General features: G+C 64.4%; 14 protein-coding genes. 3 read left to right on the plus strand and 11 right to left on the minus strand.

Annotated features, from left to right (window positions below):
* Positions 1 to 51: 51 nt before the first annotated feature.
* From prmC to pdxA, 7 genes are all read right to left on the minus strand, one after another.
* Positions 52 to 930 (minus strand): peptide chain release factor N(5)-glutamine methyltransferase, encoded by an 879-nt coding sequence (prmC, locus tag V9T28_RS13840; protein WP_116399506.1) that lies wholly within the window; start codon positions 928 to 930, stop codon positions 52 to 54.
* Between the two features lie 8 nt (positions 931 to 938).
* Positions 939 to 2,612, minus strand: a complete 1,674-nt coding sequence (locus tag V9T28_RS13845; protein ID WP_158554723.1) for an SDR family oxidoreductase — start codon at positions 2,610 to 2,612, stop codon at positions 939 to 941.
* Positions 2,609 to 3,022 (minus strand): thiol-disulfide oxidoreductase DCC family protein, encoded by a 414-nt coding sequence (locus V9T28_RS13850; protein ID WP_116399508.1) that lies wholly within the window; start codon positions 3,020 to 3,022, stop codon positions 2,609 to 2,611. The genes V9T28_RS13845 and V9T28_RS13850 overlap by 4 nt, the downstream gene beginning before the upstream one ends.
* Positions 3,019 to 3,675 (minus strand): DUF4166 domain-containing protein, encoded by a 657-nt coding sequence (locus tag V9T28_RS13855; RefSeq protein ID WP_116399509.1) that lies wholly within the window; start codon positions 3,673 to 3,675, stop codon positions 3,019 to 3,021. Before V9T28_RS13855 ends, V9T28_RS13850 begins: the two co-directional genes overlap by 4 nt.
* Before the next feature lie 11 nt (positions 3,676 to 3,686).
* The gene (locus V9T28_RS13860; RefSeq protein WP_116399510.1) at positions 3,687 to 4,244 is read right to left on the minus strand and encodes a GbsR/MarR family transcriptional regulator; all 558 of its coding nucleotides are present in this window, start codon (positions 4,242 to 4,244) and stop codon (positions 3,687 to 3,689) included.
* Positions 4,245 to 4,345: 101 nt separating this feature from the next.
* Positions 4,346 to 5,029 (minus strand): hypothetical protein, encoded by a 684-nt coding sequence (locus tag V9T28_RS13865; RefSeq protein WP_116399511.1) that lies wholly within the window; start codon positions 5,027 to 5,029, stop codon positions 4,346 to 4,348.
* Positions 5,026 to 6,027, minus strand: a complete 1,002-nt coding sequence (gene pdxA / locus V9T28_RS13870; RefSeq protein ID WP_116399869.1) for a 4-hydroxythreonine-4-phosphate dehydrogenase PdxA — start codon at positions 6,025 to 6,027, stop codon at positions 5,026 to 5,028. Before pdxA ends, V9T28_RS13865 begins: the two co-directional genes overlap by 4 nt.
* Before the next feature lie 91 nt (positions 6,028 to 6,118).
* Here pdxA and V9T28_RS13875 point away from each other — a divergent pair, with 91 nt between their 5' ends.
* Complete coding sequence (locus V9T28_RS13875; RefSeq protein WP_116399512.1) at positions 6,119 to 7,003, plus strand: LysR family transcriptional regulator; 885 nt, start codon at positions 6,119 to 6,121, stop codon at positions 7,001 to 7,003.
* Positions 7,004 to 7,010: 7 nt separating this feature from the next.
* Here the strand turns inward: V9T28_RS13875 and V9T28_RS13880 are convergent, their stop codons facing one another.
* Positions 7,011 to 7,895: a CHAD domain-containing protein gene (locus V9T28_RS13880; protein ID WP_116399513.1), complete on the minus strand. Its 885-nt coding sequence runs from the start codon at positions 7,893 to 7,895 to the stop codon at positions 7,011 to 7,013.
* A gap of 236 nt (positions 7,896 to 8,131) precedes the next feature.
* On the opposite strand from V9T28_RS13880, the gene V9T28_RS13885 reads away from it, so the two are divergent.
* The gene (locus V9T28_RS13885; RefSeq protein ID WP_116399870.1) at positions 8,132 to 8,725 is read left to right on the plus strand and encodes an HdeD family acid-resistance protein; all 594 of its coding nucleotides are present in this window, start codon (positions 8,132 to 8,134) and stop codon (positions 8,723 to 8,725) included.
* Positions 8,726 to 8,761: 36 nt separating this feature from the next.
* On the opposite strand, the gene V9T28_RS13890 is transcribed toward V9T28_RS13885, so the two are convergent.
* From V9T28_RS13890 to V9T28_RS13900, 3 genes are read right to left on the minus strand one after another with little or no spacing between them, the layout of a single operon-like run.
* Positions 8,762 to 9,994 (minus strand): MFS transporter, encoded by a 1,233-nt coding sequence (locus tag V9T28_RS13890; RefSeq protein WP_116399514.1) that lies wholly within the window; start codon positions 9,992 to 9,994, stop codon positions 8,762 to 8,764.
* A gap of 27 nt (positions 9,995 to 10,021) precedes the next feature.
* Positions 10,022 to 10,555: an SRPBCC family protein gene (locus V9T28_RS13895; RefSeq protein WP_116399515.1), complete on the minus strand. Its 534-nt coding sequence runs from the start codon at positions 10,553 to 10,555 to the stop codon at positions 10,022 to 10,024.
* Entirely contained in the window at positions 10,552 to 10,920 is a 369-nt protein-coding gene (locus V9T28_RS13900) for an ArsR/SmtB family transcription factor (RefSeq protein ID WP_116399516.1), read from the minus strand. The genes V9T28_RS13895 and V9T28_RS13900 overlap by 4 nt, the downstream gene beginning before the upstream one ends.
* Positions 10,921 to 11,106: 186 nt before the next feature.
* Here V9T28_RS13900 and V9T28_RS13905 point away from each other — a divergent pair, with 186 nt between their 5' ends.
* Positions 11,107 to 11,679, plus strand: coding sequence for a hypothetical protein (locus V9T28_RS13905; RefSeq protein ID WP_116399517.1), 573 nt, complete (start codon positions 11,107 to 11,109; stop codon positions 11,677 to 11,679).
* Positions 11,680 to 11,735 lie beyond the last annotated feature (56 nt).

An 11,735-nucleotide genomic window follows, 5' to 3' on the forward strand; every position in this document is an offset into this window, starting at 1 on the left:
ACGATTCATACAGGGACCATAACCGCTTTATGGGCATTCGCCAAGCCATTTTCAACCCTTGGCCCAAATCACCCGATTATGGCCGCCAAGATCCTGGTGCACCGCCGGCGCGCGAAACCCGGCAGCCTCCAGCAATGTCTTGACCGCCGGCGCCTGCAGATAGCCAATTTCGAGCGCCACGAGCCCGCCGGGCGCGAGCAGGCGCGGCAGATCGGCGGCAATGGCCCGGTAGGCGTCGAGGCCATCCCCGCCGCCGTCGAGCGCGAGGGCCGGGTCGAAGTCCCGTACCTCCCGAGAAAGATGAAGGATTTCAGGCGTCTCAATATAGGGCGGGTTCGAGACGATGATATCGAAGCGCCCGTGCAGCGCCTGCGCCCACGACCCGCACAGGAAGGCGGCGCGTGCGCCGACCCCATTGCGCTCGGCATTCGCCCGGGCCATGCGGGCGGCCGCCGGATCGCGGTCGACGCCGACGCCGAAGGCGTGCCGCAACTCATGCAGCAAGGCGATCAGGATCGCACCGGAGCCGGTGCCCAAGTCCAGGATCCGCAACGGCCCACCTCCTGGACTTCGAGCGGCACTTTGCCGCACATCCTGCAGCACGACCTCCACCAAAGTCTCCGTATCGGCGCGCGGGTCGAGCGTCGCCGCATTGAGGCGGAAGGGTAGGCCCCAAAATTCCGCCTCGCCCAGAATGCGGGCCAGGGGCTCCTGCCTCAGCCGCCGCTCCACCAAAGCCTGCAACCGGCTTGCGGCCGCGCCAAGCGTCAGATGCGAGTCACGCTGGATCGCGTGCCGATCGACGCCGAGCGCGTGTGCCAGCAGCAGCCGCGCCTCGAGATCCGGCATGGCGAAGTCTGCCGCGCGGAGCGTGAGCCGCAAGCGGCGCAGTGCCTCACCGCGCGACAGGGATTCGGAAAAATCGGACATAGGCCGCCTTATGTCCCATCCGGCTCCTCGGGCGCAAGCCAGCCGCGATAATGAACAAGCAACCCGACGCCGGGGAGCTCGATGCGGACATCGAAACGAAACAGGCCGGCCGCATCCTCGTATTCGCGCGCGATGGCGCGCGGCGCAAGCCACCGCGGCAAGGGCAGTGGTCCGAGGCGCGCGTCCAGGGCCGAGAAGGTCAGCGCATCCGGCGACACATCGGTCGCGATCGTGCAGGCGGCGATGCCGAACCGCTCGACGAGCGCATTGGCGGCTCCCCGCGCAAGGCTCGAGCGGACCATCTGGCCGGCAAAAGACCGCGTCCACACTTCCCCGTCCGGGCCGCGCCGCACGTGCACGCGAATGTCGACGTCTCGCCCCGGCCCGGCAAAGCCGAGCAGCCGATGGCACACGCGCTGTATCCAGGAAGCGCCGACCTCGACATCCGCCCGGCCACGCCAGTGCGGCGGCGTGTCGGCACCGTGAAAGCGCTGGACCGCGTCAGGCAACTGCCTATAGCGCTCGCGGCCCAGCATGTCGGCAAAGAGGCAATGGGCGCCGGGTTCCAAGCCCACCTGCGTGCGGATCGCGAGCGGCGCCATCTCGGCCTCGATCGCCGTAAGATCGACCTCGCCGGCACACACCCGCGCGCCTGGAGCGAGGCGGCCGGCGAGAAGCTGCCGGACCGCCGCGACACAGGCCAAAGTCGGCACATGCGGCCCGTCGCCCTGCTCGGCCAGCAAGGACCAGGACGCTTCGACCGGCACGCTTTCTGCGTTCAACCCGCTGACGCGAACCACCATCCCGCCGCGATCCGACATCCCAAGGCGGGTGAAGCGCCGTGCCTTTTGCAGCCAGGGTGCGAGAAACGCCCAGTCGCGCGCGAGGCCCGCCTTGCGCAAGAATGCCAGAACGGCGAGACTGTAATGCTCGATCGGCGATTCCAGCCCGGCAAAAAACGCGATGCGCCGAACGCCCGGAAATCGCGCCGACAAGAGCTCGGCATCCGCCGTCTCGACAGGGGCCACGCTTCGCGCGCCGAGCTGCGGAAAGTGCATGCGCACTTGCTGCGCCCACCCGGTCGCCGATTGCAGCCTACCGTCGCGCCATTGCGGCACAGCCTTGCCCGCGTAGCTGAGAACGGCCGCGACAACCGCCTCTCCCACGGGGCTCTTGCCACCGGGGACGATCGCGAGATCGATCGTATCGACCCGCGCCCAGCCTTTCGTCAGCGCCGCCACGACCGCGCCGGACAGCGCCGGCGTCGAACTCGCGCCGGTCAGCGCGACGACATCTTTCGCCTGGGCCAGAGGCGCAAGCGCCGCCGCAAAGCGCAAGATGTAGGAGCGCGCATCGGCCAGATCGAGCCAATGGGCGCCGGCTTCAACGGCCGCTCTCGCGAACGCGTAATCCGCAGTCTGGAACGGCCCCGAGGCGTCGATCACCAGCCACGGCCTGCAGTGCGCCAGCGCCCGCCCCACGTCGCCGGTGCGATCGAAAGCCTCGGATTCGATGCGTGCACCCGGTTGTACACGCCGCAAGCGGCCGGCCAAAGCCTCCGCCTTGGCGCGCGAGCGCGATGTCACGATCAGAACGATGTCGGGCAGTCGGGCCAGCTTCGCGGCAAGCCGTGCGCCGAAGACGCCGGTCGCGCCGACAAGCAGAATGCGTCTTGCGGTCATGGCATGTCCGGCAAGGAAAAACGGTGGCGCGATGCCGCATCCGGCGCAACGCATTGCGCGACTTGACCGAAGAGACGATAGCGATGCCGCGCCACCCAATCATAAAGCCAATCGCGCGCGACGCGCGGCACGAAGCGGACCAAGCCGACGGCACGCGCCGGCCAGCGCAAGTGAAGCGCCAGCGCGAGCACGCCATCAGACCTCGAGAAGGCCATGTTCCCTTCGACGAACAAGAATGTTGTGGGATCATCCACATCGATATGATAGCGCGCCGCAAGCACCCGCCCTTCATGCGACCGCAACCCGATGAAGCGGATGACGTGGTCGCGCTCATGCCGCAAGACGAAACGCGTGACGGCGGAGCACAAAACGCATGTGTCGTCGAAAATGAAAAGCGGCACGCCGGTCATTGCCGTTCATCCCGGAAAACGCCGCTCTGCCGGATCAGCTCGCCGAATTTGGGGTGCTGCAGCACAAGCGAAAACACGAATCTGCAATCATCGAGCGGCTGGTGCACGATGGTCACGTTGCCGGGCGCCAACCAGCGCGGCCACGGCAAGCAGCGGCCGCCGAGTTGCAGAAAATAACCGGCGCTGCGAAAGACAAGCGATTGCGCCTCGACATGCACGGTGAGATTCATGCCGATGCCATAGCCGATATATTCTTCGAGCCCCGTCTTGCCGGCAAAGCGCTTGGCCGAGTGGATGATCTGCGGAAAGCCGTTGCGGCGCGCGTAAAGCCGCGTCCAATTCTGCCCGCCCGTGCGCGTGTCTTCGGTCACCGAGACGACGCTCGCAACACCCGTATCGCGCGAGAGCGGCAGCGGCGCACCGATCAGGCGCAACGCCTGCGCCAGACACCAGCCGAGAGAGCTGAAACGTACCTGCGTGATTTCGCCGGCATAGACATTCGTCATGCCGCCCGCCAAACGCTTGGAAAAGCGCCGGCGCACACTGAGCGGCAAGCTCGCCCAATCCTCCGCGCGCAGCAATTTGCGAAAGCGGAGATCACCGAGCTCCGGCGACACATGCAGTTTTTCAGTCCTGTTTTCGAGCGACAGCATTTCGCCCTCCGTCAGCCCTTGCCTCCCGGCAGCAGTGCCGCGATCTTCGCGCCCGCCCGCAGCAGGAGATTCAATTTGGTGCGCGGCACATGGATCATCTGGCCGTACCAGCGATCCACCGCCACAGTGAATTCGAGCATTTTCTTCAACCGCTGCTTGGCGACGGGATGAATCGTTTCATCGTCTTCCGCCGCGCTGACGCAAGCGCGCAGCGCCGCAAGAGCGGGGTCGATTTCGCGCTCCTTGCGCCCGTGTGCGATGCGCGCGACGATCTCCCACACATCGGTTTCCGCCTCGTAATGGTCGCGCCGGTCGCCGCGCACCGGCATCCGGCGGATCAAATTCCAGGCGAGCAGTTCTTTCAGCGAATTGGACACGTTCGAGCGCGCCATGCCGAGCTGCTCGGCAATATCCTCGGCGGTGAGCGGCCGCTCGGCCAGGTAGAGAAGCGCATGAATCTGGCTGACCGAGCGGTTGACGCCCCACTGCCCGCCCATATCGCCCCATTGCAGCACGAAGCGCTCCAGAATGGGCGACAATTTGTCGGCATGTTCCGAAATTTCTGTCATGACAGAAATATCAGATGAAATGGAACAAATGTCAAGGCCCGAGTGATGGGAGGCAATGCAATCCCTTCTCCCCGCACGCGGGGAGAAGGGTTCGCCATCCGTCACGCCGCCAGCACGGCCTCCTGAATGGCCTTGAGCTGCGCCGGAAAGCCGGGGCTTGGCGCGGGAAAAGCTTCGTCGAGCGCGCAAGTGCCGATGGTGAATCCCGCTGCGCCGCAATCGAAAACCGTGTGGATGCGCTCCGGGCTGTCGATCGAGCCGGCGACGATCACCGGCTTGGGCGCGGCGGCAATCACCGCGCGCATCAGGGCCGGCACATCGCCCGCGTGCCGGTAGGCCAGAAGGTCGAGCCCCGCGACGGCTTCAAGATCGGTGAGCCGCCGCGCGCTCTCCGCGATCTCCGCGATCGAGCCTTCGAGCACGCTCGGATGGCCCACGATCCGCCCTGGGAACGGCGCATAGCGGATGCCGCTTCCCGCGATGATCGGTGCGACATCGTCGGCCCTCACCCCGCCAAGCAGCCAATCGACACCCAAATCCACCGCCGCCCGCGCCGACCCCAATTCGTCCTCGGCCTGCAGCGACACGACTTCGAGGAACGCTTCCGCCCCGCCCGCCTGAATGGCGCGGGTCAATTCTTTCAGATCGGCTGCTGGCAGACCAATGTCCTTGAAGCCGATGTTGCGCACGCCCGCGGCAAGCGCGTCCTCGATCCGCGCGCGGGCGTCCGGCACGGTGCGATCGTGCCGCGTCGCCATGAAGATGAAGCCGATCGATTGGGTCATCGCGCCTCCCTTTCAGCGCGCGCGGCGCTTAATTGGTCTGCATAGCGGAGCGCCACCAGCATCGAGCGATGGTCGGCAACGCCCTTGCCGGCAATGTCGAACGCGGTGCCGTGATCCGGACTCGTCCGCACGAAAGGCAACCCGATCGTGACATTCACACCATCGGCAATGCCCATATATTTCACTGGGATCAGGCCCTGGTCGTGATATTGCGCCACCACCACATCGAATTCGCCGCGCCGCGCGCGGAAGAACACGGTGTCGCCCGGCCAGGGGCCGGACGCGTCGATCCCTTCCGCCCGCGCCGCCGCAATCGCCGGGGCAATGATATCGACATCCTCGCGCCCGAACAAACCGCCCTCACCCGCATGCGGATTGAGCCCGGCGACAGCGACCCGCGCGGCCGGCAAGCCAAGATCGCGCGCGGCGCGATGGGCCAGGCGGATCGTATCGAGTTCGCGCGCGTAGGTGATGAGATCGCAAGCCTGGCGCACGGAAACATGGATGGTGGCGAGGACGACGCGAATCTCTTCATTCGCCAGCATCATGGCGAAATGCTCGACCCCGCTGCGCTCGGCGAGAATTTCGGTGTGTCCGGGATATTTCAGCCCGGCGAGCGACATGGCTTCCTTGTTGATCGGCGCCGTGACGAGCCCCCGGACTGCGCCCGCCAGCGTGAAATCGATGCCTTTTTGCACGTAATCATAGGCGGCCCGACCGGCGCGGGCATCGAGGATGCCGAATGGCAGGCCGTCGACCGGCGCGCCGCACGCCAGCACCGGCATGGTTCCTGGCACGTAACGGAAATCCTGCGGCTGTGCGAGCGGCACGATGCGTACATCGGCGCCGGTCAGCGCGGCCGCCCGCTGCAGACGGGCCGGATCGCCGATGACGAAGGCCTGCGGCGGCTCCGCTTCAGCGAAACATTTGGCGACGATCTCCGGACCGATCCCGGTCGGATCGCCGGAAGAGATGGCGTGGGGAAGGATTTGGCTCATGGGCACCATTGATTTGAGATATAATCAACCTTATCCTGCTGAAGCCGCAAGAAAATGAATATATCCTCAAGCTTCAATTGAGTATTTCTCAATGACCTCCCATCTGCCGAGCATGAGCGCGCTGCGGGCCTTCGAAGCCGCGGTGCGGCTGCGCAGCGTCTCGGGCGCCGCTCAGGAATTGCGCCTGACGCCGGGCGCGATCAGCCGCGCCCTGCAGGACTTCGAGGCAGCGGCGGGCGTCACCCTGTTCGAGCGGCAGCCCCGGGCCTTGCAGCCGACCGCGGCGGCCGAGCGTCTGGCCGAGGACGTGCGGATCCTGTTCACGCGGATGGAGGGCGCCTTGGCGCGCGCCCGCAGCGCCGCGCATCAGCTGCCGGTGGTGATCTCGTGCGAGCCTTCGCTGCTGATCCGCTGGCTGATCCCCCGCCTGCCGTCGCTTCAGGATTGGCTCGGACGGCACGACATCCGCTTCGTGTCGGCCGGTGGCCCGGTGCCCTTCGCCCGCGACGGCATCGATCTCGCCCTGCGCCGGCGCGACTTCGCCATGCCCAAAACGATCATCGCCGAGCCGTTCCTCACCGAGCGGATCGGCCCAGTGTGCCGCCCGGATATTGCTGCCCAAACCGTGCCGCGCGGAGCGATGGACGAGATCGTGACGCTGCACACGCGCACTCGCGCCGATGCCTGGAACACTTGGTCACGCCAAAGCGGCACAGCGGTCCGGCCGGCGCGCGAACTCACCTTCGAACATTTCTATCTCAGCCTGCAGGCCGCTGTTGCTGGTCTTGGGTTTGCCATCGGCCCGGTCGCGCTGGTGCAGGACGATTTGCGCACCGGTACATTGGCCGCGCCGCGCGGCCTCGTCGCTGACGGCACCGATTATGTGCTGATGAGCGATGGCAACACGGCCGCAAAATTGTTCAGCAAAATGCTCGACTGGCTGCGCCGGGAAATGGCCGACACTGAGTCGATGTGACGCCGCCTCACCAGAATTTTTTCTGCGCCACCAGCTTCGCCTGCGCGGCATCAGCCATCTTGAGAAGCTTTGCATCCGAGCGCTTTTGCCGCGCCGCGACCTCGTGCCAAAGGCCGATGCTGACGTGGTCCTGCGCGGCCGCGCGATCGTTGAGATCGCCCAGCAGGACTTGCAGGCGGTTGAGACATTTGCGGAATTGCGCCAGGCGCCGCCGGCCATTCTTGCGGCAGATGAGATCGCCGAAGAATTCGCAGGTATAGCGCAGCTTTTTCACGCGCAGCCGCACTTGATGCCGCTCGTACATATCGAGATCGAGAAGCCCACCGCATTTGCGGAAGCGCCGCCATTGCCGTTCGAACATATGCGTTACGAACGCATCAAGCGCTTCTTCTCGCGGCGTCCAATCTTCGGCGTCGACGAAGGCGAGAAGACGCGCGATATCTGTTTCGAAACGCTGCGACTGCAACATGCGGAGCGCTTTGCGCAGCGCCATCCGCTGCGCGCGCTCGAGTGCGCCGATCTCGTCTTGAAAGGCGACGGACGCACCGACGTTCTGCAGCATAACCAGAAGGACATCCAAGCTCCTGACCGCACCCAGCGTCTTGAAAATGTACTTCAGCCGCTCACGAACTTCAGCCGCTTCGGGTTGGGGGAGGATGGCTCTGAAGCAGAAGAACAACGACAGAATCTTGCGGATCGCGACACGCATCTTATGCAACGGCTCCGCCTCGGCAGAGGTTCGCAGCGATTTGCCGTTGGCGAGCAATTGATTGACGCATTCGTGAACGAGCGCACGAAACGCCTCGCAAGGCTCCATATGCCGCGTGAGCAGCGGCGCGGATCGAGGGTCCTTCGCGCTCGGTACAACTTCAAAAGACGCGTGCTTGTCCATCCTCCTCGCCCTGGTTTGCGGCAGATCAAATCGGACCGCACCTCAGCCCACTATGACACTAGAGCATTTTCCGTTCTCTCAGAATCGGAAAATGGCTCTAAATCTTTGTTCTGTCGCATTTCCTTAATCGAAAAGTCGAAAAATTTTTCTGGGAAATGCTTTATTCTGCACGCGATGGACATAAAGCGCAAAAGTACGGCATCATGGGAACAAGGATCCCACTCATGGAGACGGAAATGACGAATCCACAATTCGGCAGCAATATGCCGCAAAACGGCATGCCCGATTTTGGCGCCGCCATTCACGCACATTGGAAATTGTTTCTGTTCGAAGGCATCGTGCTGCTGCTGCTCGGCGCGGCGGCAATCGCCATGCCCGCGATCGCGGGACTGACCGCGACGATCGTTCTTGGCTGGCTGTTCCTGATCGGCGGCGCGGTCGGACTGGCGGCAAGCTGGGCCGGACGGCACACGCCGGGCTTTAACTGGGCGATCGCCTCGGCTATCCTGACTTTGCTCGCGGGCGTCATCCTGCTGGCCTTCCCGATCAACGGCATCTTGTCGCTCACCCTCATCATCGCCGCCTTCCTCGTGATGGACGGCGCCGCGTCGGCCATGATGGCGTTCGATCACCGCCGCGTTCAGTCCGGCGCCTGGGCCTGGCTATTGCTGAGCGCGCTCGTGGACATCATTCTCGCCGCGCTGATCATTTCGGGCTTTCCGGGCTCGGCGGAATGGGTGGTCGGCACGATCGTCGGCATTGATTTCCTGCTCGGCGGCGCAGCGCTCGTCGCGGCGGCGATGCAATTCAGGCGCGACGCGGGCGCTTGACCGCGCCCATGGCCGGCAAGAAGGCGCGCTCGTCGATCAGCTCGGCAGCCGGGCGGCGGGCGACAGCGCGCCCATCTGGTCCTTGGGGAACGGCTTGAAGGTCATCGCAATCAGGAAGGCACCCACGCCCACGCCGAAACTCGCGATATAGAGCCAGCCGTAATTGCCCGTCGCGTCGAAGATCCAGCCGCCAAGCAGCGGGCCGGTCGACATGCCGAGGCTGCCGGCCATCGCCGATCCGCCAATGATCGTCCCCATCATGCGCAACGGGAAATTCTCGCGCGCGAGCACCGCGTACAGCGGCATCACCCCGGCATAGGTGAATCCGAACAGGGTCGCGGCAGAATAAAACGCCGCGATATTATGAGCGAAATAATAGCCCAACGCCCCGATGGCCTGGATCAGCAGCCCGATGACCAGCGTCCTTTTCGCGCCGAATCTATCCCCCACCAATCCGAAGCCGATCCTGCCGCCAAGCCCGGCGAGCCCCTCGACACTGTAGATCGAAACCGCCGTCATGGCCGGGATGCCGCACGCCATCGCATAGCTGACGGTGTGGAAGATCGGACCCGAATGGGTGGCGCAGCAACTGAAATTCGTCAGCAGCAGGATGAGGAAGGGCGGCGACCTGAGCGCTTCGCTCAGCGGCATATCGGGCTCGCCTTGCGCTTGTGCAGCGCTCGCGCCAACGGCTTGCTCCAAAGCTGGTGCACGGCGGACGAGGAGCGAGACCGGAATCATGATCGTCGCGACGATGGCGGCGATGATCAGATATGACGTGCGCCAATCGTGGCGCTGCACGAGCCAGCTCGCGATGGGCGACATGGTCATCGGCGCCATGCCCATGCCGGCCGAGACCAGCGAGACGGCCAGGCTGCGCTGCGTCTCGAACCAGCCCGTTACCGCCGCCATCATGGGGGCGAAGATCGCCGAAGCCGCTAGACCGACGAGCAGCCCGAAGACCAATTGAAATTCCAGCAGCGACTGGCTGTAGCTCGCCAGCACGAGGCTCACCACCATGAGGCAGGAGCCGGTCAGCACGACCATGCGCGGCCCGAACCGGTCCGTGACCGCGCCCCAAAACAGGCTGCCCACCGCCATCGCCAGAAAGCCGATGGTCATGGCGCTCGATATGCCGGCGCGCGACCAGCCGGTCGCCGCAGTCATCGGCACCAGGAAGACCGGCAGCGCGAACATCGCGCCGATGGCGATGCAGCCCAAGAGGCCTCCGGCAAGAACGATCACCCAGCGATAGTGCGGACTGGTCATGGCAGATGTCCTTTCAACAGTCTGTCGTCAGGCCGGCAACCGGCGCTCATACTCTCGCTTCAGGCGGCTCCAGCCGTCCCAGAACGGCTCCGGCGTCGTGCCGGCAATGCGGGCGACCAGAATGTCGAGATGGATGTGCCAGCCTGGGCCGACCCTCAGCATCGTGTCGCGGTTCGGCAAACGGCGATGAGTCAGCGTCAGCAGCACAAGGTCGCCGCGCGGCTGCAATTCGAACGATACATCGCCGCTGTCGCGCCAGGCAATGACCAGCTTATGCGGCGGATCGACCTCGACGATGCGGCCCTGCATCCGATGCTCTGCTTCAAAGCCTTCCGGCCGCTGACCCGGCGGTTGGGTCAATTCGTCATTGCGCCAGACGAATTCGAAGGCGGTGCCAGCAGCGAGTTCCATATCCCCTGCCGCGAGCCACTGACGGCGTAGATCGCTGTCGGTGAGATAGGCCCAGACCCGCTCGATCGGGCCGTGCAACCGGCGCTGAATCGTCAAGGTCGCGGGCTCGCTCAGCACGCCGTAACCGTCGCCACTTACATGTTCGTTCATCGGTCCTCTCCTTGGTCAGGTGACGTGGATCGGCGCGCCGCCTCTTCGCGCAACAATTGATCGAGGCGGTCGAAACGTGTGGTCCAGAATTGCTCGTAAAATTTGAGCCAGTCGTGCGCGCTGGCGAGAGGTTTGGGCTCGAGGCGGCACAAATGGGTGCGGCCGCGCACCTCCCGGCGGATCAGCCCTGCCCCTTCCAGCACCTTGATGTGCTTGGAGGTCGCCGCGAGCGAGATGGCGAAGGGCTTGGCAAGCTCGCCGACCGTGCGCTCACCGCGCGCGAGTTCGCGCAGCATGTGCCGGCGGGTGGCGTCGCCAAGGGCATGAAAGACGGTGTCGAGTTCGGGCGCAAGTAATTCAACCATGTGGTTGAATATAGTCATGAAGCGCAGAATAGTCAACCAATTGGTTGAATAATGTGAAGGAGGATCAAGCGGGCAAAGTGCGATTGGCCTCACCAAGGTCTCAAATACGGCGCCGACGCGTGACGGCGGCGCAAATGCCCGATACCGTTGCCGGGATCAGCACCGCACCAATCGCGTGGAGCGAGCATGGCGAACAAGCCTCAATCGGAAATCATCTGCCGCAGGGCGCTCGATGCCGATTTCGCCCCCGCTGCCAATCTCCTGAACCGCTATCATTTCAGCCGGCTCAGTCCCGAGGAGCGGCGGGACGGATTCATTTCCGTGCGCTTCACGCCGGACGAATTGCGCGAGCTCACCAAGGACATCGGCATGTTCGTCGCCGTTGCGGAGACGAATATGCTCGGCTGCCTCTGTTGCTCCGACGTCGGATCGCATTCGCTGACACCGACACCCTTTCATACGATGCGCGAAAATTTCGACCGTTGGTCCTTTCACGGCAAACCCTTGTCGCAGTGGCGCGCGTTCGCCTACGGACCGGTGTGCATTGAGGCGGCCGCGCGCGGCCAAGGCCTTTTACGGCGGTTGTTCGCAACGATGCTTCCCGCGGTGCGGAATCGGTTCGACATCGGCACGTCGTTCATCGCCAAATCCAACGAACGATCGCTGGCCGCCCATGTCCATCAGCTCGGCATGATCCCGATCGGCACGTTTCGCCATAACGACTGGGAGTTTGTCGTCCTGGCTTTCGACATCGCGTGAGGCCGGACCAAGGCCATCCAGCCAGGATACCTCGCTCGGTTCCATCCAGCGCAAGC

Origin of the sequence: Methylovirgula sp. 4M-Z18, from assembly GCF_037890675.1 — a bacterium.
GTDB lineage: Bacteria > Pseudomonadota > Alphaproteobacteria > Rhizobiales > Beijerinckiaceae > 4M-Z18.

What these genes read in the sequence shown, in the direction of transcription:
- prmC (WP_116399506.1), bottom strand. Translation starts at nt 930, where the DNA reads ATGTCCGATTTTTCCGAATCCCTGTCGCGCGGTGAGGCACTGCGCCGC.
- V9T28_RS13885 (WP_116399870.1), top strand. Translation starts at nt 8,132, where the DNA reads ATGACGAATCCACAATTCGGCAGCAATATGCCGCAAAACGGCATGCCC.
- V9T28_RS13865 (WP_116399511.1), bottom strand. Translation starts at nt 5,029, where the DNA reads ATGACCCAATCGATCGGCTTCATCTTCATGGCGACGCGGCACGATCGC.
- V9T28_RS13855 (WP_116399509.1), bottom strand. Translation starts at nt 3,675, where the DNA reads ATGCTGTCGCTCGAAAACAGGACTGAAAAACTGCATGTGTCGCCGGAG.
- V9T28_RS13890 (WP_116399514.1), bottom strand. Translation starts at nt 9,994, where the DNA reads ATGACCAGTCCGCACTATCGCTGGGTGATCGTTCTTGCCGGAGGCCTC.
- V9T28_RS13895 (WP_116399515.1), bottom strand. Translation starts at nt 10,555, where the DNA reads ATGAACGAACATGTAAGTGGCGACGGTTACGGCGTGCTGAGCGAGCCC.
- V9T28_RS13860 (WP_116399510.1), bottom strand. Translation starts at nt 4,244, where the DNA reads ATGACAGAAATTTCGGAACATGCCGACAAATTGTCGCCCATTCTGGAG.
- pdxA (WP_116399869.1), bottom strand. Translation starts at nt 6,027, where the DNA reads ATGAGCCAAATCCTTCCCCACGCCATCTCTTCCGGCGATCCGACCGGG.
- V9T28_RS13845 (WP_158554723.1), bottom strand. Translation starts at nt 2,612, where the DNA reads ATGACCGCAAGACGCATTCTGCTTGTCGGCGCGACCGGCGTCTTCGGC.
- V9T28_RS13905 (WP_116399517.1), top strand. Translation starts at nt 11,107, where the DNA reads ATGGCGAACAAGCCTCAATCGGAAATCATCTGCCGCAGGGCGCTCGAT.
- V9T28_RS13880 (WP_116399513.1), bottom strand. Translation starts at nt 7,895, where the DNA reads ATGGACAAGCACGCGTCTTTTGAAGTTGTACCGAGCGCGAAGGACCCT.
- V9T28_RS13850 (WP_116399508.1), bottom strand. Translation starts at nt 3,022, where the DNA reads ATGACCGGCGTGCCGCTTTTCATTTTCGACGACACATGCGTTTTGTGC.
- V9T28_RS13900 (WP_116399516.1), bottom strand. Translation starts at nt 10,920, where the DNA reads ATGGTTGAATTACTTGCGCCCGAACTCGACACCGTCTTTCATGCCCTT.
- V9T28_RS13875 (WP_116399512.1), top strand. Translation starts at nt 6,119, where the DNA reads ATGACCTCCCATCTGCCGAGCATGAGCGCGCTGCGGGCCTTCGAAGCC.